Origin of the sequence: Flaviflexus huanghaiensis, assembly GCF_014118685.1 — a bacterium.
Classification (GTDB): domain Bacteria; phylum Actinomycetota; class Actinomycetes; order Actinomycetales; family Actinomycetaceae; genus Flaviflexus; species Flaviflexus huanghaiensis.
The window spans coordinates 13,606-38,204 of the sequence record NZ_JACFAK010000017.1; the positions used below are offsets into that span (position 1 = coordinate 13,606).

Annotated in this window: 16 protein-coding genes and 1 tRNA gene; 3 read left to right on the forward strand and 14 right to left on the reverse strand. The window is 63.2% G+C overall.

The window, feature by feature from the left end; genetic code table 11:
• Nucleotides 1-43: 43 nt before the first annotated feature.
• The 5 genes from H7E91_RS10655 to H7E91_RS10675 all read right to left on the reverse strand — a co-directional run bounded on the left by H7E91_RS10655 (nt 44) and on the right by H7E91_RS10675 (nt 7,488).
• Nucleotides 44-1,768 (reverse strand): glycerol-3-phosphate dehydrogenase/oxidase, encoded by a 1,725-nt coding sequence (locus tag H7E91_RS10655; RefSeq protein WP_422111043.1) that lies wholly within the window; start codon nt 1,766-1,768, stop codon nt 44-46.
• A 282-nt stretch (nt 1,769-2,050) separates the two neighbouring features.
• Nucleotides 2,051-4,195: a heavy metal translocating P-type ATPase gene (locus H7E91_RS10660; protein WP_182355082.1), complete on the reverse strand. Its 2,145-nt coding sequence runs from the start codon at nt 4,193-4,195 to the stop codon at nt 2,051-2,053.
• 421 nt (nt 4,196-4,616) lie between these two features.
• On the reverse strand, nt 4,617-5,474 hold the full coding sequence (locus H7E91_RS10665; protein WP_182355083.1) for a phosphoenolpyruvate hydrolase family protein: 858 nt from the start codon (nt 5,472-5,474) through the stop codon (nt 4,617-4,619).
• Complete coding sequence (locus H7E91_RS10670) at nt 5,441-6,247, reverse strand: phosphoenolpyruvate hydrolase family protein (protein WP_182355084.1); 807 nt, start codon at nt 6,245-6,247, stop codon at nt 5,441-5,443. The genes H7E91_RS10665 and H7E91_RS10670 overlap by 34 nt, the downstream gene beginning before the upstream one ends.
• Nucleotides 6,244-7,488: a Tm-1-like ATP-binding domain-containing protein gene (locus tag H7E91_RS10675; RefSeq protein WP_206680425.1), complete on the reverse strand. Its 1,245-nt coding sequence runs from the start codon at nt 7,486-7,488 to the stop codon at nt 6,244-6,246. The genes H7E91_RS10670 and H7E91_RS10675 overlap by 4 nt, the downstream gene beginning before the upstream one ends.
• A 163-nt stretch (nt 7,489-7,651) precedes the next feature.
• Between H7E91_RS10675 and H7E91_RS10680 the strand changes: the two genes are divergently transcribed.
• Nucleotides 7,652-9,076, forward strand: coding sequence for an aminotransferase-like domain-containing protein (locus H7E91_RS10680; RefSeq protein ID WP_182355085.1), 1,425 nt, complete (start codon nt 7,652-7,654; stop codon nt 9,074-9,076).
• Between the two features lie 306 nt (nt 9,077-9,382).
• Here H7E91_RS10680 and H7E91_RS10685 read toward each other — a convergent pair.
• Nucleotides 9,383-9,454 (reverse strand) — tRNA-Lys (locus tag H7E91_RS10685).
• 126 nt (nt 9,455-9,580) lie between these two features.
• Here H7E91_RS10685 and H7E91_RS10690 point away from each other — a divergent pair.
• Nucleotides 9,581-12,247 (forward strand): DUF3516 domain-containing protein, encoded by a 2,667-nt coding sequence (locus H7E91_RS10690; RefSeq protein WP_182355086.1) that lies wholly within the window; start codon nt 9,581-9,583, stop codon nt 12,245-12,247.
• Between the two features lie 10 nt (nt 12,248-12,257).
• The gene (locus H7E91_RS10695; RefSeq protein ID WP_182355087.1) at nt 12,258-12,935 is read left to right on the forward strand and encodes a YggS family pyridoxal phosphate-dependent enzyme; all 678 of its coding nucleotides are present in this window, start codon (nt 12,258-12,260) and stop codon (nt 12,933-12,935) included.
• 369 nt (nt 12,936-13,304) lie between these two features.
• Here H7E91_RS10695 and cimA read toward each other — a convergent pair whose 3' ends face one another.
• The 8 genes from cimA to ilvD all read right to left on the reverse strand — a co-directional run bounded on the left by cimA (nt 13,305) and on the right by ilvD (nt 24,504).
• Nucleotides 13,305-14,903: a citramalate synthase gene (gene cimA / locus H7E91_RS10700; RefSeq protein WP_182355088.1), complete on the reverse strand. Its 1,599-nt coding sequence runs from the start codon at nt 14,901-14,903 to the stop codon at nt 13,305-13,307.
• Nucleotides 14,900-16,036 carry a branched-chain amino acid aminotransferase gene (locus tag H7E91_RS10705; RefSeq protein ID WP_182355089.1) on the reverse strand — a complete coding sequence of 379 codons (1,137 nt, stop codon included), beginning with the start codon at nt 16,034-16,036 and terminating at the stop codon, nt 14,900-14,902. The genes cimA and H7E91_RS10705 overlap by 4 nt, the downstream gene beginning before the upstream one ends.
• An 11-nt stretch (nt 16,037-16,047) precedes the next feature.
• The gene (locus H7E91_RS10710) at nt 16,048-17,103 is read right to left on the reverse strand and encodes a 3-isopropylmalate dehydrogenase (protein ID WP_182355090.1); all 1,056 of its coding nucleotides are present in this window, start codon (nt 17,101-17,103) and stop codon (nt 16,048-16,050) included.
• A gap of 114 nt (nt 17,104-17,217) precedes the next feature.
• The gene (gene ilvC, locus H7E91_RS10715) at nt 17,218-18,243 is read right to left on the reverse strand and encodes a ketol-acid reductoisomerase (RefSeq protein ID WP_182355091.1); all 1,026 of its coding nucleotides are present in this window, start codon (nt 18,241-18,243) and stop codon (nt 17,218-17,220) included.
• A 14-nt stretch (nt 18,244-18,257) separates the two neighbouring features.
• On the reverse strand, nt 18,258-18,788 hold the full coding sequence (gene ilvN / locus H7E91_RS10720) for an acetolactate synthase small subunit (protein ID WP_182355092.1): 531 nt from the start codon (nt 18,786-18,788) through the stop codon (nt 18,258-18,260).
• 8 nt (nt 18,789-18,796) lie between these two features.
• Nucleotides 18,797-20,614 (reverse strand): acetolactate synthase large subunit, encoded by a 1,818-nt coding sequence (locus tag H7E91_RS10725; RefSeq protein WP_182355093.1) that lies wholly within the window; start codon nt 20,612-20,614, stop codon nt 18,797-18,799.
• A gap of 288 nt (nt 20,615-20,902) precedes the next feature.
• Nucleotides 20,903-22,504, reverse strand: coding sequence for an aspartate:alanine exchanger family transporter (locus H7E91_RS10730; RefSeq protein ID WP_182355094.1), 1,602 nt, complete (start codon nt 22,502-22,504; stop codon nt 20,903-20,905).
• Nucleotides 22,505-22,665: 161 nt separating this feature from the next.
• The gene (gene ilvD / locus H7E91_RS10735) at nt 22,666-24,504 is read right to left on the reverse strand and encodes a dihydroxy-acid dehydratase (protein WP_182355095.1); all 1,839 of its coding nucleotides are present in this window, start codon (nt 24,502-24,504) and stop codon (nt 22,666-22,668) included.
• Nucleotides 24,505-24,599: the final 95 nt, after the last annotated feature.

Sequence of the window (24,599 nt, forward strand, 5' to 3'; positions counted from 1 at the left end):
CGGGTGGGCACCGGCCACATGGCCAGCGCCCACCCAACGTGTGTTAGACGATGTCGAGATGTTCGACAGGGACGATCTCCTCGGCCCGCATCCGGTGCTCCGAAGCCTCGGAGTCGGAGTCCGTCTCTTGAGCAGCAAGAATCGCATCAGCCTGCGCAACCCAGTTCGCCACTTCGCCTTGCCGCGTCTCATCATCCCAGCCGAGCAGGTCCCCCATGATCTCGGCAATCGCGGGAGCGGCCGCGCTCCCCCGATCGGGCTGTTCGAAGTCGAGTCTGATTCTGTGGAGGAGCACGTCTTCGAGGTGGAGGGCGCCCTCGTGGGTGACAGCGAAGACCGCCTCGGCACGGAGATAGTCGGGGGCGTGCTCGATTGGCTCGCCGAGCGACGGATCGCCGTCGATGAGGGCGAGGACATCGGCTGTCTCGGTTCCGTAGCGAGAGAACAGGTGTTTCATGACGGTCTCGCTCAGCTTGTACTGCTGTGACAGCGCCGGCAGTCGACGCCTGCCGGCCTCGTAGCCAACAGCGCCGACGAGCGGGATCGTTGCTGTGATCGACGGGTTCGCTTTCGCCTCACCGCCGAGGACGTGGTCAACCGCATCCTCCGCCATCTGCCTGTACGTCGTCAGTTTGCCTCCGGCAATGACGGTAAGACCCGGCTGCGGGGAGGTGACGGTGTGCTCACGCGAGACTTTCGTCGACTCGTCCTCGCTCTTCGTGCCCGGCTGCAGAAGGGGCCGCAGGCCCGCGAACGTGCCGATGATGTCGTCCCGGGTGAGCTTGTCGGCGAGCACCGAGTTGGCCTGCTGGAGGACGTAGTCGATGTCGGCTGAGGTTGCGACCGGGGCGTCGCGCTGCCCATGCCACGCCGTATCAGTCGTGCCAATGACCCAGTACCGCTCCCACGGAATGATGAAGAGAACCGACTTGTCGGTCCGGAGGAAGACACCGGTCTTGCCCTCAATACGATCCTTCGGGACAACGATGTGGATGCCCTTCGACGCCAGGACCTTGAGACCTCCCTCGGAGTCACCAAGCTGCTGCGTTTCCTCGGTCCAGACACCGGTCGCGCCAACGATGTGCTTGGCACGGACTGTGATCTCCTCGCCGGACTCAAGGTCCTTGAGGACCGCGCCGACAACGGTATTGCCTTCAGTGACGAATGAAGTCGCCTGTGTCCTGGGTGCGGCAAGAGCGCCGTAGCCCTGGGCGGTGCGGACGAGGTCGATGACAAGCCTCGCATCGTCCACCCGCGCATCGTAGAAGCGGATTCCGCCGATGAGGGACTGAGGATCGAGGCTCGGCACGAGCTCGAGGGCTCCCTTGTGCCCGTAATGCTTCTGGACGGGAACGTGCCCGCCGCCAATCTTCGCCAACGCGTCGTACATGCCGACGCCAACGGCCGAGTACGCGCGTTCGATGACGCGTTGCTTGAGCGGCCAGAGGAACGGCTGGGCGGAGACGAGGTGCGGTGCCGTCGTCGTCAGCAGCGTGCCCCGCTCGCGCAGGGCCTCTGCGACGAGGGCGAAGTCGAGCTGGTAGAGGTAGCGCAGGCCGCCGTGGACCAGCTTCGAGGACCATTGGGAGGTGCCGGCCGACCAGTCCCTCATCTCAACGATCCCGGTCTTGAGGCCGCGCGTTGCCGCGTCGAGGGCGATCCCGGCTCCTGTCACACCCCCTCCGACGACGAGGATGTCCAACTCTTCTTCTGCCATCCGCGCGAGCGCGGTTTGGCGGCTGTCACGGGTGAGTGCGGTGGTCGACACTGGAACCTCCCAAGAGAAAATGCGTCTTCAAAACGCCGTTTTGTCCAGAATGCCGGATGTGAACGATTGCGTCAACATTCGGGCACGCTCGTGCAGGCTGCATCCAGGAATGTGAGTCCACGTGCCTTGACCTGGCCATTCGCAGACGATCCGATACGCGCACGCCGATTCTTCCGAGGGAAGCTCGTCACGTTGCCACTCGGAGCTGCCGAGCATGGGGCCGCCCGACGCGGCCGAGGGGGAAGATGCGGCGCACTCTCCTTCTGCCACGAACCGGCCGGTCTACGCCCGCACTGCCTCACGGTCGGCGGCGCCCAGGGGTGCGGTGCGCTCCGGGCTGAGATCGACCGACCGCAGCTGCTGGGCGTTGAGGGCGACGATGACGGTCGAGAGCGACATGAGGATGGCGCCCACGCTCATCGGCATGATGAAGCCCCACGGGGCGAGGACTCCGGCGGCGAGCGGGACAGCCGCGAGGTTGTACCCGGCCGCCCACCATAGGTTCTGCTTCATCTTCCGGTACGACGCGGTCGAGAGCTCGACGACGGACAGGACTGAGCGGGGGTCATCGGAGGCGAGGATGACACCCGCCGAGGCGATTGCGACATCCGTGCCTGCACCGATGGCGATCCCGACATCCGCCTGGGCGAGTGCTGGGGCGTCGTTGACGCCATCGCCCACCATGGCGACTTGGCGACCCTCACCCTGGAGGCGCTTCACGTGCCCCGCCTTGTCTTCCGGACGCACGCCGGCGAAGTAGCCGTCGATGCCGATCTCCTCCGCCACGGAGGCGGCCACCGCCTCGGCATCACCGGTGATCATGATGACGTCGATGCCGCGCCGGTGGAGGGCCGTCACCGCAGCCTTCGACTCGGGCCGGATCTCGTCCGCGACCCGCAGCGCTCCTGCAACCCGGCCATCGACAATGACGTGGAGGACCGTGGCGCCGCTGCGGCTCCACTCCTCGGCTATCGGCTCCGCGCCCTCCTGCTCGAGCATGAACGGGCCTCCCACGAGCACCGTGCGAGCCCCTGAGTCAGTCTGGACATCTGCACGCACACCGACCGCGGGCGATGAGGAGAAGTTGTCCGATGCCGGGATCGTCAGGTTCCTGCCCTCGGCTTCGGACACAATCGCTCGCGCGAGCGGGTGCTCCGAAGAGGACTCGGCGGCCGCCGCGAGCGCCAGCACCTCATCATCGGCGAACCCGTCGACGGAGCGGATGCCATCAACCGTCGGGGAGCCCTTTGTCAGGGTCCCGGTCTTATCGAAGATAACGGTGTCGACGGTCCTCATCGATTCGAGCGCGAGCCGGTCGGCGATGAGGACGCCGCCGCGGGCCGCCTTCTCTGTTGCGATCGAGACGACGAGCGGGATCGCGAGGCCGAGAGCGTGGGGGCAGGCGATAACGAGCACCGTGATCGTGCGCGCCACCGCATCCTGCGGATCGCCGATGACGAGCCAGACGGCGATAGTGACGACCGCCGCCGCGAGCGCGTACCAGAAGAGGAGCGCAGCCGCCCGGTCCGCGAGCCGCTGGGCCCGAGTCGTTGACGACTGAGCCTCGGCGACGAGGCGCTGGATGCCGGCGAGCGCGGTGTCATCCCCAACCGCGGAGATCTCGATACGAATGCCGGAGTCCGTGGCGACCGTTCCCGCGACGACCGGGTCCCCCACCGTCCGCGTCACCGCGGCCGATTCCCCGGTGATCATCGATTCGTCCATCGACGCCGCTCCATCGACGATCGCCCCATCGGCGGGCACCCGCCCGCCGGGCCGGACGATGACGATATCGCCGACCTCAAGGTCCGCTGGCTGGACTGTGACGATCTCGTCGCCGACGACCTTCTCCGCCTCATCAGGCAGCAGTGCAGCCAGAGAGTCGAGGGCCGATGAGGTCTGGGCAAGCGACTTCATCTCGAGCCAATGTCCGAGGAGCATGATGACGATGAGGAGCGCCATCTCCCACCAGAACTCGAGGTCGTGATGGAGCAGGCCGAGCGTGGCTGCGGCCGAGGCGAGGAAGGCGACTGTGATCGCCAGGCCGACGAGCAGCATCATGCCTGGATGGCGTGCACGGATCTCATCGATCGCGCCGACGAGGAAGGGCCTGCCGCCCCACACATACATGACGGTTCCGAGGACGGGAGCGATCCACGTCAGGCCCTCGGGCACGTCGTAGCCGACGAGGGAGGCGAACATCGGCGAGGCGAGAACGACTGGGATGCCGAGCGCGAGCATGATCCAGAACAGGCGGCGGTATTGCTCTGCGTGGGAGCCGTGGTCGTGGCCGCGATGGCCATCGTGGCCCTCGTTCCCGTCGGGATGGTCGTGACCGTCGACGTGAGTGTCGCCGTGGCCATGCTCGGCGTCGTGGGCGACCTCGGTCGGCTCTTCGGATTCATGCTGGTGGGTGTGTTCGTTCATCGCAGTCAGCCTCCTGGTAACCCACCATTCCCCCGTCCCGGCACCAGCGCAAGAGGTCGCGGTGCCGGGGCCGTCATTTCCCCTGGCCACGGAATGGACGCAGCATGGGACTGATGCTTCAGGTGGTGTCTCGTCTGGCTTGTTCACACGCAAGGATGGAAGAAATCCACCATTGCACACTCGGAAGAGTTCCCAGACTGACTCGAAGGCCGCGATCGCTCGGATAGCCGAGGACTTCGGCATCCATGGAGGCACGCTGAGCATTTGCGATGTGACGAGGAATCTAACGCATTTCGGTCCTGGAAGGACACGAAAGTGACTAGCCGGCCCATCCGCCGCGCCTTGACTGCAACGGGTGAGGGCCGGTCACCGAGTTCGTTCACTCATGCGACCGGCCCTCTAGAAACATCAGACCCTATCCTTAGATCCTGTTCGGAAGAGGTGCGGCCTTGAATGCTGCTGTCGCTTCGCGCAGCGGCCCTTCAACAGGGATGCGCTCCGCGCTCGATGCTCCGAGGAATCCGACAGCCTGAGAGTGCTGGTAGGCGTAGACCGTATCCTCGGGGTAGGCAATCGCACCGCCGTGGCAGAAGACCAGAATGTCGGGGTTCTTGGCCCGCGCAGCATCCCCAATCTCATCGACGAGACGGCAGGCCGCAGCAAGGTCGTCCTCCTTGGACATGGTTGAGCCGATCGAACCACCACGGGTGAGTCCCATGTGTGCGATGACGACGTCGAGACCAGCCTCGCCGACCATCGCCCCTTCCTCCGGACGGAAGGCATAGCCCATGGTGAACAGGCCCAGCTCCTTTGCGATCTTCAGAGTCTCGAGCTCTTTCTCGTAGCCCATGCCCGTCGTCTCGAGCTCCTGACGGAATCGACTGTCCCAGTCGATGAGGCCGACGGTCGGGAAATTCATCACACCCGAGAAGCCCAGCCGCTTGAGCTCTTCGAGGAATGTCGGCATCTGTCGTGTCGGGTCGGTGCCGCAGATTCCGGCTATGACGGGGGCCTCCTGGACGATCGGCAGGACCGTACGGCCACCGAGCTCAAGAACGATCTCGTTCGCATCCCCGTACGGCATGAGGCCTGCGAGAGACCCGTGTCCATCCATCCGGTACTTACCGGAGTTATACACGCCGATAAGGTCAGCACCACCCTTCTCGGCGAATTTAGCCGAGATGCCTGTACCGGCACCGACGATGACGACCGGGCTACCGTTATTGATCTCGTTCTTAAGTCGCGTCACGACCTCGTCGCGCGTGTATTGCTTAGCCATGTCTGGCACCTTCCTTCATCTATTGCGATTTCTTTGAATGTTTGGACTGCGGCGCTGATGCCGCTGACGGCTGGCTGTGTCTCGAGTGTGGATCCGCCGAGATAGCCGTCGGCTCCCGAGGCTTCGAGAGCGTCCTTGACGGACACAGGGTCCGCGAGCAGGCCACCGTGGATCAACGTGATGGCATCGCGGTTCTCCTCCCGAACGGCGCTGTTCATATCGGCGAGGAGCGTGTACGCCTGAGCAGTCTCGACCGGATCATCGGATGATCTCGTGATGCCGAGCATGAGCCCTATGTGGCTTGCTCCCGTGGCCGCCATCCTTCGCGCCTCTTCGACGTCCCACGCCCACCCCAGGCAGAGCATGCCCTGCTTGCTCGCGAGCTCCGCGAGGTACAGCTCTCTGTCATAGCCGAGCCCGGCCGCTTCGAGGTGATCCCTCAGCGGGCCTGAGTAGACGCCGATGAAGGGCTCATTGGTCACGCCTGATGCACCCGCAAGCTGGAGGTCATCGAGCAGTCGTGGGAGCTGGACCCGCGGATCGTGCGATCCGACGCCAGCGATCACCGGGACTCCCTTGGCGGCCGCCACTACTTCGGGCAACGCCCGCCCGACGATCTCGTTCGGATCGTCGTAGGGCAGGAATGCGAGCGACGACGGCAAGCCGGCTGCCCGATAGACAGCGGTCGAGTAACAGGCGAGAAGGTCCGCACCGCCGGCGACGGCGCCGGCCGCTGTCAGGCCACACCCGACACCCGCGGCTACGATCGTCACTTCTGGCTCCAGAGCTTCATGAACTCTGCCAGGACGACATCGGTGAACTCCGTACTGTTGATTGCGGCGTCAACCTCGATGAGCGGGATATCGCTCCGAAGCCCGCTGCGGATCTCGTCGAAGAGAGCCTCGTCGGCGACTCGGTCGTGATAGGGCTGTCCCTCAGGCCCCAGCGCCGACAGGCCACGAAGCGGGATGACGACCGCTGTCGGCCCAGTTGCGAGATTGGCCTTGCGCGTGAAGATCCTTCCCAGCTCCCGGCTCTCGTCGACGTTGGTCCGGCAGATCGTCACGGCTGAGTTGTGGACGTGGACGCGGCGCTCGGGGACCCTGAACTTCTCTGGGACCGTGTGCTCGGCACCGAAGTTGATGACTTCGAGGGCGCCGGGGACCAGGATCTGTGGGATTCCTGCCCGTCCCGCGGCCTCCATACGGTCCGGACCGGCAGTCAGGACACCGCCGATCAGCTCATCGGTCAGCTCGCTCGTCGTCAGGTCGATGACGGCATCGATCAGCCTGTCGTCGACGAGTCCTTCCATCGCGCGCCCGCCGGCCCCCGTGGCGTGGAAGACCGTCGTCTCGAAGTTCTGCTGTTCAAGGGCCTGCTGGACCGCCGTGACTGCGGGGGTCGTCACTCCGAACATGCTGATCGCGACCAGCGGTCTATCCTGCACTTCGTCGTCATCCTCGATGAAGCCCTGCGCCATGCCCGCCGCCGCTCTCGCAGCATTCCGCAGGACAACGCGGGAGATCCGGTTCAGGCCTGCGATATCGGTGACTGAGTACATGAGCGTCACGTCCCGGGTCCCGATATAGGGTGTGACATCGCCGCTTGCCATTGTTGACACGAGGATCTTCGGAACTCCGACCGGCAGCACCTGAATCGCCCTGCCGATGACGGAGGAGCCCGAGGAGCCGCCGAAGCCGAGAACAGCACCAAGGGATCCTTCTTCGTGGTATCTCTTCAGGACCTCAGCAAGGCCCTCCGACATCGCATCGAGCGCACGCGCACGCGCTCCACCCTGTTCGCCGCCACGGCGCAGTTCATTGATGTCAGCACCGGCGAGCTCAGCAAGTTCGGCAGGACCTACAGCAACAGGCACCGTCGATTCTCCACATTCGAACACTCCAATGTTGATGACCTGCCAGGTTGCGCCAACCTTTTCCAGCTGATCAACAATGAAGCGGATCTCGGGCCCTTTTGTATCGTTTGTCCCGACGACAAGAACGTCACCCATCATTCACCTCTTCGTGTTGGGGTTTCGTCAACCATCTCTTAGAACTTCGACTAGGCCAATGACCACTTAGGCCCAACTGGCAACCGTTGTGGCTCAGATCTCCCGATAGGATGGCTGAGGATGGGCGGGTGCTGAAGACGCGTCCACGTGAACCGACGGAGGGTAGATGGCAAAGCGCATCACGGCCAGCATGCTGTCCAGACAGCTCTCGGGCTGGGATGCCGACGAAGGCGCCCTCCACTCGTTGCTCGCCTGCGCAATTCGTAAGGTGATCCGTTCAGGTGCCATAGCCCCGAGGTCGACTCTGCCGTCACAGCGCGAACTCGCCCAAGTTCTCGCAGTCAGTCGAACGACCGTCGGCCACGCATATCAGGAACTTGCCGACGAGGGTTGGATCGTAACCCGGCACGGATCAGGGACTCGAGTCCGGGCAACGAAACTGCGTTCTGGGCCACTCGCCGAGGATGACCGACTCGGTACTTACACTGCTCCGACAGGTCCACTCGATCTCAGCAGCGGCGTTCTACAGACCTCACCACTGTTCGGCAAGGCGCTTCGCAGCAGGTGGGTACAGGACCTGCGACGCCTGTCATTCAATGACCGCTTCATGCCATGGGGCATAGACGAACTCCGAGAGGCTGTCGCACAGTATTACACCGATCTCGAAACTCTTACCGAACCGGCTCAGATACTCGCCACCAACGGATCCCACCATGCACTCACTCTCGTCACTGCCTGCATGCTCGAACCGGGCGACACCGTTCTCGTGGAGGACCCGACCTATCGTGGTGCTCTCGATGTTTTCAGCCGGAGGGGAGTCAAAGTCATCGGTGTCGACTGCGATGACAACGGGCCGATCCCCGGAGAGCTCGCCACCGCAATCCGAAAGCATTCACCTCGGCTGATCTACGCCATCCCAGCTGCCCACAATGTCACCGGGGTGACGTGGTCGCCTCGGCGGAGACGGCAGATTGCCGAAATCATTATCCAGACTGGTGTGCCGTTGCTCGACGACGGGTCGACTGCCGACCTCAGCGCCGGTGACCATCCGGGCCACATGGCGTCGCTACTGCCGGACAACCTGACCATCACCGTCGGTTCACTCACGAAACTCTTCTGGTCCGGACTCCGCGTCGGATGGATACGAGGACCCGAACCACTTCTTAAGGCCGCTCTCAATGCCCGCGTGACGAGTGACCTCGCAGGAAGTATCCCCTCACAGCTTCTCACGGCAACGTGCTTGCCCACCGCACCCGAAGCGCGAACACTCCGGAGATCAGAGCTCATTCCGGCCAGCCGAACAGCCGAGACCTTGCTTAGCGAGTGGCTCCCTTCTTGGACATTCAGCCCATATCACGGTGGCGCGTGCCTCTGGGTGGATACAGGAATCGATACAGTTGCCCTTGCTTCCCGTCTGCGTCGAGAGAATATCCTTATCGTCCCCGGATCAGAGTTCTCTCCAATTGATCGATGGCGGACACACATACGGGTCCCTCTCGGAAATCCCGGCCTGCTCGAAATAGCCCTCCCTCGGATGGCCGCCACCGTAAGAGGAGTGGATTCTGCAAGTACTGTGTCAGCTTGTTCTTAGCCACAGGGTGCGCCGTGCGCAATGGTTCCCCTTGGACCGCCTGTGATTGAGTCCCACCTCGGGCATCGGGCCCCTGACCGACTTGCACCTCTACAGCCACACCTGAGATCCCGAGGAGACAGCTCCGCCCATACGACATCGCCTTAGACCGGACAGGACTACTGGACGCGCCCAACCAAGACACACTTCTGGCCTAGAACTCACGAGGTGCCATAAGGCTCACTCGCCGGCGAACGAGCGCGGGGTGAGACCTCCGAGATTCCGGAGAAAGCGAAGATCCCAGCCAGAGGCCAGGATCTTCATCTGTACACCGCCAGGGACTCGAACCCTGAACCCACTGATTAAGAGTCAGTTGCTCTACCATTGAGCTAGCGGTGCGCGCAAGAAATAACGATACGCGGTGTTCTTGCACCACACAAACCCGGACCCCCGCGTCTCGCTGTGAACTCATGCACAGCACACATTGGCGCCCGGCTGCTGCGGGCTTTGTGGCAGTCTGGAGGGGTGACCTCCTCTCCCCTCAATGATGCTCTCGATATCCTCGCCGACCGCTTCGGAGAGGATCCCCCGGCAGATGATGTCTACGAGGCTTTCCATGCGTGGGTTGAGTCCACGGATAAGGGACTCTATCCACACCAGGACGAGGCACTGCTTGCTGCCCTCGACGGCGACCATCTCATCGTCTCGACGCCAACGGGATCGGGCAAGTCGATGATTGCGATGGCGGCGCTGTTCGTCGCCCTCTCGCAGGGCCGGAGCGGCTACTACACGGCACCTCTCAAAGCGCTCGTCTCGGAGAAGTTCTTTGACCTCATTGGACTGTTCGGCGCTGCGAACGTCGGTATGGTGACGGGTGATTCGACGATCAATGCCGACGCCCCGATCATCTGTTGCACGGCAGAAATCCTCGCTAATGTCGCCCTGCGGGAGGGCAAGGCTGCGGACGCAGGCGTTGTCATCTCCGATGAGTTCCACTTCTTCTCTGAACCGGATCGCGGCTGGGCCTGGCAGGTACCGCTCCTCGAGCTCACCAGCTCCCAGCACGTGCTCCTCTCAGCGACGCTCGGTGACACGTCGGCCTTCGTCACGGATCTCGAGCGGCGAACCGACCGCCGGGTGTCGATCATCGATGATGCTGAGCGCCCAGTGCCGCTGAGCTATACCTACTCTCTTGAATCAGTGTCGGAGACAGTCAAGGAGCTCGTGTCGACGCATCGCTCCCCCGTCTACATCGTCCACTTCTCCCAAGCAGCGGCGGTGTCTGCCGCGACGGAGCTTCAGTCCGTCGCCCTGTCCTCGAAGGAACAGAAGGCGGCGATCGCGGACGCGATCGGCGACTTCCGATTCGGGCCGGGCTTCGGCGCTGTCTTGTCCCGCCTCCTGAGGGCTGGCATCGGCGTTCATCATGCCGGCATGCTCCCCCGCTACCGCAGGCTCGTCGAGAAACTCGCCCAGCGAGGGGTGCTGCGTGTCATCTGCGGGACGGACACCCTCGGCGTCGGCATCAACGTTCCGATCCGCACGGTCCTCCTCACGTCGCTCGCGAAGTTCGATGGGGAGAAGCAGCGGCAGCTGTCGGCCCGCGAATTCCATCAGATCGCCGGCCGCGCCGGGCGCGCCGGCTTCGACACGACCGGCGAGGTCGTCGTCCAAGCCCCCGAGCACGAGATCGAGAATGCCAAAGCCGAGGCAAAGGCGGCCGAGAGGAAGAAGAAGGCGCAGAAGAAGAAGCCACCCGAAGGTCAGGTCAACTGGACCCGGGCAACGTTCGACCGCCTCATCTCCGCCCAACCTGAGACTCTCGAGTCGAGGATGAGAATCTCGCACGCGATGATGCTCCAGGTCCTCGCGCGGCCTGGCGATCCGGTCATGAACGTGTATCGGCTCCTCACGGACAACTATGAGCCGAAGCGGCAGTCGAATCCGCTGTTGCGCACAGCGGTCGAAATTTACGTCTCGTTGCGGGCGGCGGGCGTCATCATCCACCGAGATCGCGACTGGCGGGATGCGAACCCTGGAAAACCCGCTATCGAGCTCGCCCGGGAGGTCCCGGACGACTTCGCCCTCAACGCGCCGCTGTCGCCCTTCGCCCTCGCGTCACTCGATCTTCTGGACACTGAGTCGCCGGAGTACGCGCTCGACGTCGTCTCCATCATCGAAGCCGTCCAGGAAGACCCCCGGCCGATTCTCATGGCACAACGGAATGAGGAGCGCGGCATTGCGATCAGCGCGATGAAGGCCGAAGGTATGGATTACAACGAGCGGATGGCGCGCGTCGATGAGATTACGTGGCCGACTCCGCTCGCCGAGCTCCTCAACCCTGCCCTCGAGATCTACCGGCAGACCAATCCGTGGATCGCCGAGTACGAACTGTCGCCCAAGTCCGTCGTCCGCCACATGGTCGAGCACTCGATGACGTTCTCCGACCTCATCTCCCGCTACGATGCGGCCCGGAGCGAAGGCGTCGTCCTCCGCTATCTCACCGACACGTACAAGGCGCTCAAGCAGATCATCCCGGCCGATGCTTTGACGGACGAGCTCGATGACATCATCTCCTGGCTCGGTGAGCTCGTCCGCTCGGTCGACTCCTCTCTCATTGCTGAGTGGGAGGCGCTAGCCGACGGCATCATCGACGATGACGAGATCATGGAGCACACACGGATCCCGCAGGGCGGGATGGAGCGGGCCTTCGGCGCACGCGAGGACGGGACGGTCCCCATGACCGCCAATCTCCACGCGTTCCGCACGCGGGTGAAGAACTGGCTGTGGCGCTTCGTCGAGGCCGCCGCCGATGAGAATGTCGAACGGCTTGCGGCGATGTCCACGCCCTCGTTCCTCGAACAGCCGCAGCGCCTTGACACCGACCGTTGGAACAATTTCCTCGATAGCTACTTCGAAGACCACGAGTGGTTGGGGGCGGACACGAACTCCCGGTCCGCTTCGTTCGTCACCTTCAACGAATCGCCGGAAGCGGCCGACTTCGTCGATATGGGGCTGTCAGATGACGCTGCGCAGAACGCCGCCTCGCAGGGGTATTGGCTTGTCCACCAGACCATCGACGATGGCGAGGAGTCGCGCGATACCGAGTTCGTCGCCGTCATCGACGTCCAGCAGAGCGGTGCCACGGATGAGCTGGTCGCCCAGCTGATTAGGATAGGAGACGTTGTCTAGGAGGAGTGTCATGATCGGTGAGCGTTTTCAGCGGTTGAAGGCCGAGGTTGACGAGGCGTCGGGAGGCCGCACGAGAATCCTCCTCGCCGCCAAGCATCAGGCCCCGGAGGCCGTCCTCGAGGCCCTCAATGCTGGCGCGACCCTCATCGGGCACAACATCATCCAGCAGCTCACCGCGTCGGAGGAGGCGCTGAGGGAGATGGGCGCACCCGAGCACGAGACCCACGTCATCGGCCACGTCCAGTCCAACAAGGCCCGGCCCGCCCTCATCGACGCCGGCACTATCGAGACCGTTGACTCCCTCAAGACAGCGCGCCGCCTCAACACTGTCGCAGGCGACCTGGGAGTCACCTGTAGCATCTACCTTCAGATCAACTCCTCTGGAGCCTCGTCGCAGTTCGGCGTCGCACCGGAAGACACTCTCGAACTCGCGGAGCAGATCTTCGCCCTCCCCCATCTCACTCTCACCGGGCTCATGTCCATCGGCGCCAACACGACCGACGATCAGACCGTCCGTGCGTCCTTCGCGACGACGAGGAAGCTCGCCGAGCAGCTCCGCGCCGAGGGGCATCTGGGATGCCGGGAGCTGTCGATGGGGATGAGCGGTGACTGGCGCATCGCCATCGACGAGGGCTCTACGATCATCCGCGTCGGCCGGCAGGTGTTCGGAGAGCGCGACAGAGCCTGAGGAGGCTCGAAGCACGCCAAGTGTTCGCGAGCGCTCACGGCAAAGCTCCATCGACGGACCATTGTGGATCACCCAGAGGTGAGTTGGACTCCATCGCAACTTGCCGTTGCCCGGTTGATCGAGAATCGCCGGTTATCGGAGCCGATCCTCGTTAACGTCAGGCTCGTCAGAATCGGTGTCGACTCCGAGCGGTTCCTGCGCGGGATTCTCCCCAGTAAGAGATCTTTCCTCAGCGAGAGATCGTGACGTACTGCCCTATTCCTCTCAGGACGACTCTCATCATCTCTGGGAGGTAGAGCAAACCGGAAAATACGGCAGCCTCCGTTGGTCGTCCGGGGCCTGCCGCATCCGTGGATCAGCCAGTGATTCTCACCTAACGGGGACCCCCGCCTTGAAGAGGCCGTAGATGTAGCCGTCGGTCAGGGCCTCCCACGAGGCCTCGATGATGTCGCGGCCGAGGCCGACGGTCGCCCAGATGCCGGCCGGGGATGACATCGAGATGATGACGCGGGTCGTCGCGCGGGTTGCCGCTGAGGGGTCGAGGATGCGGACCTTGAAGTCGATGAGCTCGCAGTCATCGAGCTCCGGATAGACCTGACAGAGGCCGCCACGTAGCGCCTGATCGAGCGCATCAACCGGGCCGACTCCCTCACCGACGGTGACCGAGCGGCCAGCACCGGTCGAGAGCTTGACGACGGCCTCAGCACCGTTCGATCCATCCGAACTACCCGACAGGTGCGTCGTCCACGACTCGACATCGAAGTAGGACAGCCGCTCGCCGAAGGCGATCTCCCGGATGAGGAGCTCGACGGACGCATCCGTCGCGTCATACGTGTAGCCCAGCGCCTCAGCATCCTTAATCCGCCTCGTCACCTCGGAGAGGACATCGGGACGGTCGGACAGGTCGAGGCCCAGCTCGCGAGCCTTGAGTTCGATCGAGGCACGCCCAGCCATATCGGACACAATCATCCGCATATCGTTGCCGACTCGCGCCGGATCGATGTGCTGGTACAGGTCGGCATCGACCCTGATCGCGGAAGCATGGAGGCCCGCCTTGTGGGCGAAGGCCGAGACTCCGGTGTAGGCCTGACGCCGATACGGTGCGATATTGACAATCTCGGCGACCGCATGGGACACGCGCGACAGGTCCGCCAACTGATCGTCGGTCACGACCTTCCGTCCCATCTTCAAATGAAGGTTGGCTACGGTCGTCAGAATGTTGGCGTTACCCGTGCGCTCACCGTAGCCGTTGACCGTGCCCTGAACGTGGGCTGCGCCAGCGGTGACCGCCGCGAGGCTGTTCGCCACCGCCATCTCCCCGTCGTTGTGGGCATGGATACCGATTGTCGCTGTCAGGCCCTCCTCGTCGAAAAGAGCCGATAGCTCGGTCACGCGGGCGAGAACCGTATCTGGCAAAGCTCCGCCGTTTGTGTCGCAGGCGATGACAGTGCTGGCTCCGGCCCGGACGGCCTCTTGCGCGACGGCAAAGGTGTAGTCCCGGTCGTCATCGGCCCCGTCGAAGAAGTGCTCGAGGTCGACCATGACCTCACGCCCCTGCTCGACGAGGTAAGCGACCGTGTCACGGACCATGCGGAGGTTCTCCTCCTCTGTCGTCCGCAGTGCCTTGATGACGTGCCGAGCATCGGACTTCGCGACGAGGGTGATGATCGGGGCCTGCGAGTTAAGAAGGGCAGCGACCTGCTGATCATCCTCGACAGCGATATTGGCCTTGCGTGTGGCGCCGAAGGCCGCGAGCCGCGCACGGCTCAGCGGCTGTGTCTTCGCGATCTCCGCGAAGAACTCTGTGTCGCGCGGAATGGCTCCCGGCCACCCTCCCTCGATGATGTCGGCGCCGTAAGCCTCGAGCATGGGCAGGAGAGTGAGCTTGTCTGCGACAGACAGGTTCATGCCCTCCTGCTGGGCTCCGTCGCGTAGCGTCGTATCGTAGACGAGAACGTCGCCGCTCATGCCGACACCCGGTAGGTCCAGCCGTACGGGTCCGGCTCGTGGCCGAGCTGGATGGCGGTGACCTGGTCGTAAATCGACCTCGTCACATCCCCACCCGGAACCTGCACGTCGAAGTCACTGCCCGCGATCCGACCGATCGGGGTGACAACGGCGGCGGTGCCGCAGGCGAACACCTCGGCAGCGCGCCCCGACGATATGTCCGCAACGAGGCTCTTGAGCGGGATCGTCTCTTCCCTCACAGTAACCCCGCGGTCTCGAAGGATCCTCAGGATGACGCCCCGGGTACCGCCTTCGAGAATTGAGCCGGTCAGCACCGGCGTCGACACAGAACCATCCTCGTAGACAACAAAGACGTTCATGCCCCCGAGCTCATCGATGTTCTCGTTCGTTGCGGCGTCAAGGAAGCAGACTTCGTCGTAGCCCTCTTTGTACGCTTCGAGCTTCGGCACGAGCGAGGAGGCATAGTTACCGCCGCACTTCGCGGCGCCCGTGCCCCCGGGCCCAGCCCGGTGGTAGTCCGGGGAAACCCAGACGGAGATGGGCTGGAAGCCGTTGACGAAGTACGGTCCCGACGGGGAGGCGATGCAGAGGTAATCGAGCCTCCGGGCTGCTCGCACGCCGAGGAACGGCTCGGTCGCGATGATGAACGGACGCAGATAGAGGGACGAACCGGGTACCGACGGCACCCACTCCTCATCAGCCCGCACGAGGCCGACAATCGAGGCGAGAAAGTCCTCGACCGGAAGTTCCGGGACGGCGAGACGGCGCGCAGATGCGTTGAGCCTGTGGGCGTTGAAACCCGGCCTGAACGTCCATATCGAGCCATCATCGTGACGGTATGCCTTGAGCCCCTCGAAGATCTCCTGACCGTAGTGCAGCACCGCTGCGGCAGGGTCAAGCAGCAGCGGGCCATAGGGTTCGATGACCTTCCCGTGCCACCCCTTCCCCTCCTCATATACGGCGTGCGCCATGTGGTCTGTGAAGTCGACACCAAAGCTGAGCCGGCCGGCAATCTCGTTCCGCTGAACGGAGGACGCGGGCGCGGGGTTTGGGCGGTACTCCCAGCGCCCGGCCACCTCATCGGAGGTGGGCAGCGGTAGCGCTGCCGCCTGTTCAAGAGCTGACTGTGTCATGAATTCTTCCTTCAGATCCGCGCAGCGACAGCGTCGCCGACCTCGGCAGTCGACCGGACGAGCGGCGTTCCAGCTTCAGCCGCATCGGCACGCGCCTCCATATCGTCATCGACGGCGGCCATAATCCGCTTCGCTTCGTCGGCAAGACCGAGATGGTCAAGCATGAGGGCGACAGAGGAGATCGTCGCGATGGGATCCGCCTTCTGCTGCCCCGCGATATCGGGAGCTGAGCCGTGGACGGGTTCGAACATCGACGGGAAGTCACCCGTCGGATTGATGTTGCCCGAGGCGGCGAGCCCGATGCCGCCGGTGATGGCGCCTGCCTCATCGGTGAGGATGTCGCCGAAGAGGTTGTCGGTGACAATAACATCGAAACGGGACGGGTCCGTGACAAGGAAGATTGTCGCCGCATCGACATGGAGATAGTCGGTTGTCACACCCGGGTATTCAGCACCGACCCGCTCGACGGTGCGGCGCCAGAGATGCCCGGCATTGACGAGCACGTTGTGTTTATGAACGAGAGTGAGCCGGTTATCGCGCTCCGTCGCTAGCTCGAACGCGTATCGGGCGACACGTTCCACGCCGTAGGCCGTGTTGACCGACACTTCCGTCGCAATCTCGTGCGGGGTGTCGACACGGACCGCGCCCCCGTTGCCCGCGTAAAGTCCCTCGGTGCCTTCGCGGACAACGACGAAGTCAATGTCGCCAGGGTTCGCGAGCGGCGTTGGGACCCCACGGTAGTGCTTCGACGGCCGCAGGTTGACGTAGTGGTCGAGGTCGAACCTCAGCTTGAGGAGCAGGCCCCGCTCAAGAATGCCGGATGGTAGCGAGGGATCACCGACTGCGCCGAGAAGGATCGCGTCGTGCTCCTTGATCTGTTCCAGCTCAGCGTCCGGAAGGACCTCTCCCGTGCGGTGCCAGCGCGCGGCACCCAGGTCGAAGTATGTTTCTTCGAGCGTGACGTCCGAATCACGGAGCGCTGCGCGGAGGACCTTGAGCCCCTCGGCGACGACTTCTGGTCCGATACCGTCACCGGGGATCACGGCAAGCCTGATGGTTCGATTCATGTCCTCAATCCTAGCGTTCTGTCCACATGTTGAAATCGCAGGTCCGCAATTCGGAAGCGGAGCGGCGTGGCATGAGTGGGTGCCCCGGCGTTGGCCGGGGCACCCACCGTCCACTCACCGGGCTGCGTGTCCGTCAGAGTAGTCCGTGTCGACAGACTTCCACGAGAACATCTTGCGAAGCTCGACGCCGACCTTCTCGACTTCGTGGCCCTCGCCGCGCTTGCGCAGCTCCTGGAACTCGGGCCCGCCCTTATCCTGATCAGAGATAAAGCGCTCAGCGAAGGCACCCGACTGGATGTCGTCGAGCACCTCCTTCATATTGTCCTTGACGACCGGGGAAATGACCCGAGGCCCCGAGACATAGTCGCCGTACTCGGCCGTGTCCGAGATCGACCAGCGCTGCTTCGTCAGACCACCCTCGTTGATGAGGTCGACAATGAGCTTGAGCTCGTGCAGAACCTCGAAGTAGGCAATCTCAGGCTGGTAGCCAGCCTCGACAAGCGTCTCGAATCCGTACTGAATGAGCTGGGACACGCCACCGCACAGGACAGCCTGCTCGCCGAAGAGATCTGTTTCCGTCTCCTCCGTGAACGTGGTCTTAATGACACCTGCGCGGGTTCCACCAATCGCCTTCGCGTAGGACAGGGCAAGCTCCCACGCCTGGCCGGACGCATCCTGCTCGATGGCGATGATGTCGGGAACACCGCGGCCTTCGACGTACTGCCGGCGGACCGTATGGCCCGGGCCCTTCGGCGCGACCATACACACGTCGTGATCCGGTGATGGCTTGATGTATCCGAACCGGATGTTGAATCCGTGGGCGAAGAAGAGCGCAGCGCCCTTCTTCATGTTCGGCTCAATCTGCTCGGAGTAGATCTTCCGCTGGTGCTGGTCGGGGGCAAGGATCATGATGACATCTGCGTCCTTGACGGCCTCCTCGACGGGGGCGGTCGCCAGGCCCTGCTCCTGCGCCTTCGCTACAGATGATGATCCCTCACGAAGGCCGACGACGACCTCGACACCAGAATCCCGCAGGTTGAGCGCGTGCGCGTGACCCTGGGAGCCGTAGCCGATAACAGCGACCTTCTTGGACTGGATGATCGAAAGGTCGGCGTCGTCGTCATAGTAGATTTCTGCCACAGTTGTTCTCCTTGTCAGGCGCGGCGGAGAGCGCGCTCTGCGCTCACTCGTTCGGATAGGGAGCGCGGGCCGCGGGATATCGCGACAGCGCCCGATTGGACAATCTCTTTGATCCCGTAGGGTGCGAGCGACGTCAGCAGTGCATCGACCTTGCCCGCAGAACCGGTCGCTTCGATCGTCAGCGCGTCCGGGAAGACGTCGACGACGTGGGCCCGGAACAGTTCGACGAGCTGAAGGACCGACGCCCTGGTCGAATCGTCCGCGGCCACCTTGATGAGAAGAAGCTCGCGCTGGACCGAGGTGGCGGGTTCAAGGGTGACGATCTTGATGACGTTGATGAGCTTGTTCAGTTGCTTCGTCACCTGCTCCAAAGGAGCATCCGCAGCGTCGACGACGAGTGTGATCCGGGAGATCTCAGGATCCTCGGTCGGCCCCACTGCGACCGAGTGGATGTTGAAAGCCCGCCGCGCAAACAGCGCGGTGACGCGGGTCAGCACACCGGGTTTGTTCTCGACGAGAACCGAAAGCGTATGTCGAGTGTTCATGTTTCCTTCTATTCTTCGTCGTCCCACTCGGGAGCGAGATCCCGCGCGTATTGGATTTCGTCATTGGAGACACCGGCGGCCACCATCGGCCACACCATGGCATCGGCCGAGACCTGGAAGTCGACAACGACCGGGCGGTCGTTGATCGCCATCGCCTGGCGGATTGTGTCCGCAACGTCCTCCGGGCGCTCGCAACGCAATGCGGCACAGCCGTAGGCCTCTGCGAGCTTGACGAAGTCCGGAACGCGGCGAGTGCCATGGCCCGTGTCGAGATCCGTATTCGAGTAGCGGCCGCTGTAGAACAGTGTCTGCCACTGCCGGACCATGCCGAGCGAGGAGTTGTTGATGATCGCGACCTTGATCGGGATGTTGTTGATAACGCAGGTGGCGAGTTCCTGGTTGGTCATCTGGAAGCATCCGTCACCGTCGATGGCCCACACAACCTTGTCGGGCATGGCAACCTTTGCGCCCATCGCCGCAGGCACCGACACTCCCATCGTGCCCGCTCCCCCGGAGTTGATCCACGTCCGCGGGTCGCGGAACTTGAGGAACTGGGAGGACCACATCTGGTGCTGACCAACGCCGGAGACATAGATGGCGTCGGGGCCGACGACCTCGCTCAGCTGCTCGATGACGTACTGAGGCGCCATATAGCCGTCTTCCGTCGGTGTCCAGCCAAGCGGGTATGTCTCCCGCATTCGATTGAGCCGGACCCACCACTCGGAGATGTCCCTCTTGTCGTACTGGCGGTACGCTGCCGGCATCTCGTCGATAAGGTCGAGAATCGTCTCCTTGACGTCACCGACGATCGGCACATCCGCGTGCCTGTTCTTGCCGATCTCGGCCGGGTCGATATCGGCGTGGATGATCTTCGCATCGGGCGCAAACGTGTCGAGCTTGCCCGTGACACGATCATCGAAGCGGGCACCAAGGGTGATGAGCAGGTCGGAGCGCTGCATGGAATCGACTGCCGCGACCGTGCCGTGCATGCCGGGCATGCCGAGGTTGTGCGGATCATCAGACTCCAGCGCGCCGATCCCGTTGAGCGTGGTGACGGCGGGGATGCCCGTCATCTTCACCAGCTCACGTAGCTCCTGGGCCGCGCCCGAGCGGATAACCCCACCACCAACGTAGAAAACAGGTCGTTTCGCGGTGGCGATGAGACGTGCAGCCTCGCGCACCTGGCGAGCGTTCGGTTTCGTCACGGGCCGGTAGCCGGGCAGGTCCCGCACCGGCGGCCACACGAACTCGCATTCAGCGTTCTGAGCGGACTTGGCCACGTCGACGATGACGGGTCCGGGACGTCCGGTCTGCGCGAGCTCATAGGCTTCAGCAATGCGAGCGGGGATATCTTTCGCATCTGTGACGAGGAACGAGTGCTTCGTGATCGGCATCGTTATGCCGACAATGTCTGCTTCCTGGAAGGCGTCCGTGCCGATGAGGCTAGCGCCAACCTGTCCGGTGATGCATAGCAGCGGGACAGAGTCCATGTAGGCGTCAAGAATAGCGGTCGTCAGGTTCGTCGCACCAGGCCCGGATGTCGCGATGCAGACACCGACCTTTCCTGTCGCGTGCGCGTAACCTTCCGCCGCATGGCCGGCGCCCTGCTCGTGGCGCACAAGGATGTGGCGGAGCGAGTTCGAGTCCATGAGCGGGTCGTAGGTTGGCAAGATGGCGCCGCCGGGGAGGCCGAATACCGTCTCTACGCCCAGCTCTTCCAGCGACCGAATGATCGACCGGGCTCCGGTCGACTTCTCTCGGATGGCACCCTGTGCCCTGATGGCACCAGTCTCAGCCAGTGCAGCCGGGGATGAAGGTTTCCCCATGGTTCCTCCTTGTTTCGGTGTGGCAATAAAAAGCCCCCTGCTTCTGACAGGGGGCGCGCAACACAGCCTCAGCGGACCGTGGCGGCGCGCCGTGGTACTACGAGAATTATTGCCATGCCCCAACAGTAGCCGCACCGTCATCTGGAGAGCAAGCCAAAAGTCCCGAATCTCATATATTGGCGCGCCGTCCTACAAGTTGAGAAGCAAATAGTGGTTGTTCCCGGTAGAAAATGCGCTCAAAACGGCGAGAGGGGAGCCTTTCGGCTCCCCTCGACAATCGCATGTCGCCTACATTCCGCCGAGGAAGTGAGCAACAAGAATCTTTGTAATCATGGCAACCGGGTAGACGAGAGCGTAGCCGAGGGCGACTCGCGGATCGGCACCGGTGCGGCCGTTGGCAAACGCGAGCACCGCTGGCTGGGTCTGCGCGCCGCCGAGAAGGCCGGACAGGCGCGTCCCTCCCATCTTGAAGATGCTCCTCATCGTGACGTAGAGCCCTGCGGCCATGATTGAGGTGACGAGGATACCGAGCAGGAGGATCTTCCACCATTCGTCGCCGCTGAAGGCTTGACCGATCTGCCCACCCGCATTCGTACCGGCTTGGGCGAGGAAGAGAAGGAGCCCGAGCTCGGACATGACGGTGTTGGCTGACTTCGGCAGGGCCGTGACGACACCACCGATTGTTCCGAGCCTGCCCATGACGAGACCAACGATAAGAACACCGGCAGCCGCGCCGAGAGAGAAGGTACCGCCACCGGGCACGGGGACCTCGATGGCACCGAGAAGCATACCGAGACCGAGACCGAGACCGAGCGCGACCGGGTTGATGTCGGTCAGGCCCTTCGACGAGTCACCGAGCCAGCGGGAGATCTCCTTGAGTTTCATTGTCGGTCCGACGACACGGACCCTGTCCCCCATTTCCACCATCAAGAGCGGAACGGCGAGCATGTCCTGATCACCCCTGCGGACACGGGAGATTTTCGCGCCCCAGCGCTCGGCGAGAATTTCGTCGAGTTCGGCGATCGTTTTACCGACGACCTTGGGTTCGGAGACGGTGATGCGGCGGAAGTCGAGAAGCCTACGATCGGAGCGGAGCGAGTGGACGGAGCGGTGGCCGAGCTCGGCGACCGCCTGTTCGACTGCCGCATCTTCACCAACGATGGTGACGAGGTCGCCGCGCTGGAGTTGCTCGGTCGAGGATGGAATCCAGATCGGGCCCTCTTCGCCACGGCGGATGCGGGAGAAGTCGATCGCTGCCCCGAGACGCGCCATGATCTCTCCAACGGTCGGGGTATCGTCACGATCGACGCGCACGTTTTGGTGGGTGACGGGCGACGGGACGTCCGTGTCGAGATGGGCCTTTCGAAGAGCCGCATTCGCGGCGATGATCATGCCGATGACACCAAAGAGGTAGGCGACGGCATAGCCGACCGTCGCTGTTCCGGGATCACCCGAGGATTCGCCTGCAGCCGCGAGCGCCGGAGTGTTCGTCACCGCTCCAGCGAAGGTTCCGGCGATGAGGGCGATATCCATGTCGAACACGTAGGTGCCGACGAGATATGCGGCAACCGCGGCGACGACAAAGAGGAGGACCATTGTGATGATTGGTCCGGTCGCCTGCCTGAGGGACTTGAAGAACGTGCCGCCGGCGTTGTTACCGATGGCGAAGGCGAAGATGACGAGACCGAGCGTTCCAACGATGTGTGGGATCGCTATATCGAAGCCTTCCGCCGTCGCCCATGCCGTGATCCCGATGGCGAGGAAGAGAACGGCCGCGGCCCCAAGCCCCACGCCCTTGACCTTGATGTGCCCCAGCGCCATTCCTGCGCCGACGAGCAGGAATGCCAGTAGGACCGGCTGCTCAGCCAGTAGTGAGAAGATAGCGCTCATAAAATACCCCTTGGTGGTGAACGATGCTGTCACCAGTATCGCCCCTCCAATGTCCGAATTGATGGGGCTGGGGTCCCGTAGGAACACGCTGGGAGGTGAATATCTCACCCTCTTGCGCTCGCACTATCACCTGGCAGACGTCGCTGCGAACGTCCTATGTCCTAGTCGTCGAGGCTGCGCACCCCACCGTATGTCGCAGAGCGGGCGAGCATCGCGTATGCCTTGAGTGCCTTCGAGACCTTCCTCGGACGCTCCTTCGCCGGCGTCCACGGCGCCGCGCCCTTGGCCGCGCGGCGCGCTGCAAGAGTCTCATCATCGACGAGCAGGTCGAGGCGGCGACTGGCGACGTCGAGGACAATCGTGTCGCCCTCTTCAATAAGGCCGATGGCTCCTCCTGCTGCGGCTTCTGGCGAAATGTGGCCAATGGAGATGCCGGAGGTTCCGCCGGAGAACCGACCATCGGTGATGAGGGCACACGTCTTGCCGAGCCCAAGACCCTTGAGGAAGGACGTCGGGTACAGCATCTCCTGCATGCCCGGCCCGCCCTTGGGACCCTCGTACCGGATGACAACAATGTCGCCTGGCACGACTGACTTCGACAGGATGAGCTCGATCGCGTCCTCCTGAGAGTCGACGACCCGTGCCCGGCCCTCAAAGTGGAACAGCTCCTCGTCGATGCCGGCGGTCTTGATGACGGCGCCTTCTTCGGCAATATTGCCGGTGAGGACGGCAAGACCACCATCGACCGTGTAGGCGTTTTCAACGGACCTGATGCAGCCGCCAGCTGCGTCCGTGTCGAGCGTCTGCCACTCGTTGGCCTGGGAGAAAGCTTGGGTCGTCCGGACTCCGCCCGGCGCAGCCTTAAACAGCTGGAGGGCTTTCGGGGCCGGGTTCTCGGCGCGGATGTCCCACTGGCCGAGCCACTCCTCTATGGAATCGGAGTGGACAGTGTGGACGTCCGTGCGAAGCAGGTCGGCCCGATACAGCTCGCCGAGGATAGCGGGGATTCCGCCGGCTCGATGGACGTCCTCCATGTGGTAGTTCGGGTGGTTGGGGGCGACTTTCGAAATGCAGGGGACCTCGCGCGACACCGCATCGATGTCATCGAGGGTAAAATCAATCTCCCCTTCGATTGCCGTCGCGAGGATATGAAGAATGGTGTTCGTCGACCCGCCCATCGCCACGTCGAGGGACATCGCGTTGTAGAACGCGTCTTTCGTCGCGATGCTACGGGGAAGAACGGACTCATCGTCCTCGTTGTAGTACCTCTTCGCGAGGTCGACGATCCTCCTGCCCGCCTCAAGGAAGAGGTCCCTGCGGGCGGCGTGGGTCGCGAGCGTCGATCCGTTGCCGGGAAGGGAGAGCCCGAGAGCCTCGGTCAGGCAGTTCATTGAGTTCGCGGTGAACATTCCCGAGCATGACCCGCACGTCGGACAGGCCGCCGACTCGATGTCGGCGAGTTGCTCATCGGTGATCGACTCGTCCGCCGCCCCCGACATGGCGTCGACGAGGTTGACGGGATGGTCGATGACGCCCTCGACTGGCTTACCGGCCTCCATCGGGCCACCGGAGACGAAGATGACGGGGATGTTGAGCCGCATGGCCGCCATGAGCATTCCAGGCGTGATTTTGTCGCAGTTCGAGATGCAGACGAGAGCATCTGCCGTGTGGGCGTTGACCATGTATTCGACCGAGTCGGCGATGATCTCCCGCGAGGGCAGCGAGTAGAGCATGCCGTCGTGCCCCATGGCAATTCCATCGTCGACGGCAATCGTGTTGAACTCTTTGCCGACCCCGCCAGCCTCCTCGATCGCGGAGATAACGAGCTGGCCCATGTCCTTGAGGTGGACGTGGCCTGGTACGAATTGGGTGAATGAGTTGGCGACCGCAATGATCGGCTTGCCAAAATCATCGTCACCCATTCCGGTCGCTCTCCACAGAGCGCGCGCACCGGCGAAGTTGCGGCCCTGAGTAGATGTGGCCGAGCGCAGCTGAGGCATCAATGCTCCTTCACTAAGGTTTCGCACCACTGTATGACTGGCGCCGCCAGCAGTGGGCAGGCGGTCACGAGGCGAGACAATGACGAGCTCTCCGT

Coding starts and splice junctions, on each gene's coding strand:
- H7E91_RS10730 (WP_182355094.1), bottom strand. CDS start 22,504: ATGAGCGCTATCTTCTCACTACTGGCTGAGCAGCCGGTCCTACTGGCA.
- cimA (WP_182355088.1), bottom strand. CDS start 14,903: ATGAGCGGCGACGTTCTCGTCTACGATACGACGCTACGCGACGGAGCC.
- ilvN (WP_182355092.1), bottom strand. CDS start 18,788: ATGAACACTCGACATACGCTTTCGGTTCTCGTCGAGAACAAACCCGGT.
- H7E91_RS10660 (WP_182355082.1), bottom strand. CDS start 4,195: ATGAACGAACACACCCACCAGCATGAATCCGAAGAGCCGACCGAGGTC.
- H7E91_RS10675 (WP_206680425.1), bottom strand. CDS start 7,488: ATGATGGGTGACGTTCTTGTCGTCGGGACAAACGATACAAAAGGGCCC.
- H7E91_RS10725 (WP_182355093.1), bottom strand. CDS start 20,614: ATGGGGAAACCTTCATCCCCGGCTGCACTGGCTGAGACTGGTGCCATC.
- H7E91_RS10695 (WP_182355087.1), top strand. CDS start 12,258: ATGATCGGTGAGCGTTTTCAGCGGTTGAAGGCCGAGGTTGACGAGGCG.
- ilvD (WP_182355095.1), bottom strand. CDS start 24,504: ATGCCTCAGCTGCGCTCGGCCACATCTACTCAGGGCCGCAACTTCGCC.
- H7E91_RS10710 (WP_182355090.1), bottom strand. CDS start 17,103: ATGAATCGAACCATCAGGCTTGCCGTGATCCCCGGTGACGGTATCGGA.
- H7E91_RS10705 (WP_182355089.1), bottom strand. CDS start 16,036: ATGACACAGTCAGCTCTTGAACAGGCGGCAGCGCTACCGCTGCCCACC.
- H7E91_RS10665 (WP_182355083.1), bottom strand. CDS start 5,474: ATGGCTAAGCAATACACGCGCGACGAGGTCGTGACGCGACTTAAGAAC.
- H7E91_RS10680 (WP_182355085.1), top strand. CDS start 7,652: ATGGCAAAGCGCATCACGGCCAGCATGCTGTCCAGACAGCTCTCGGGC.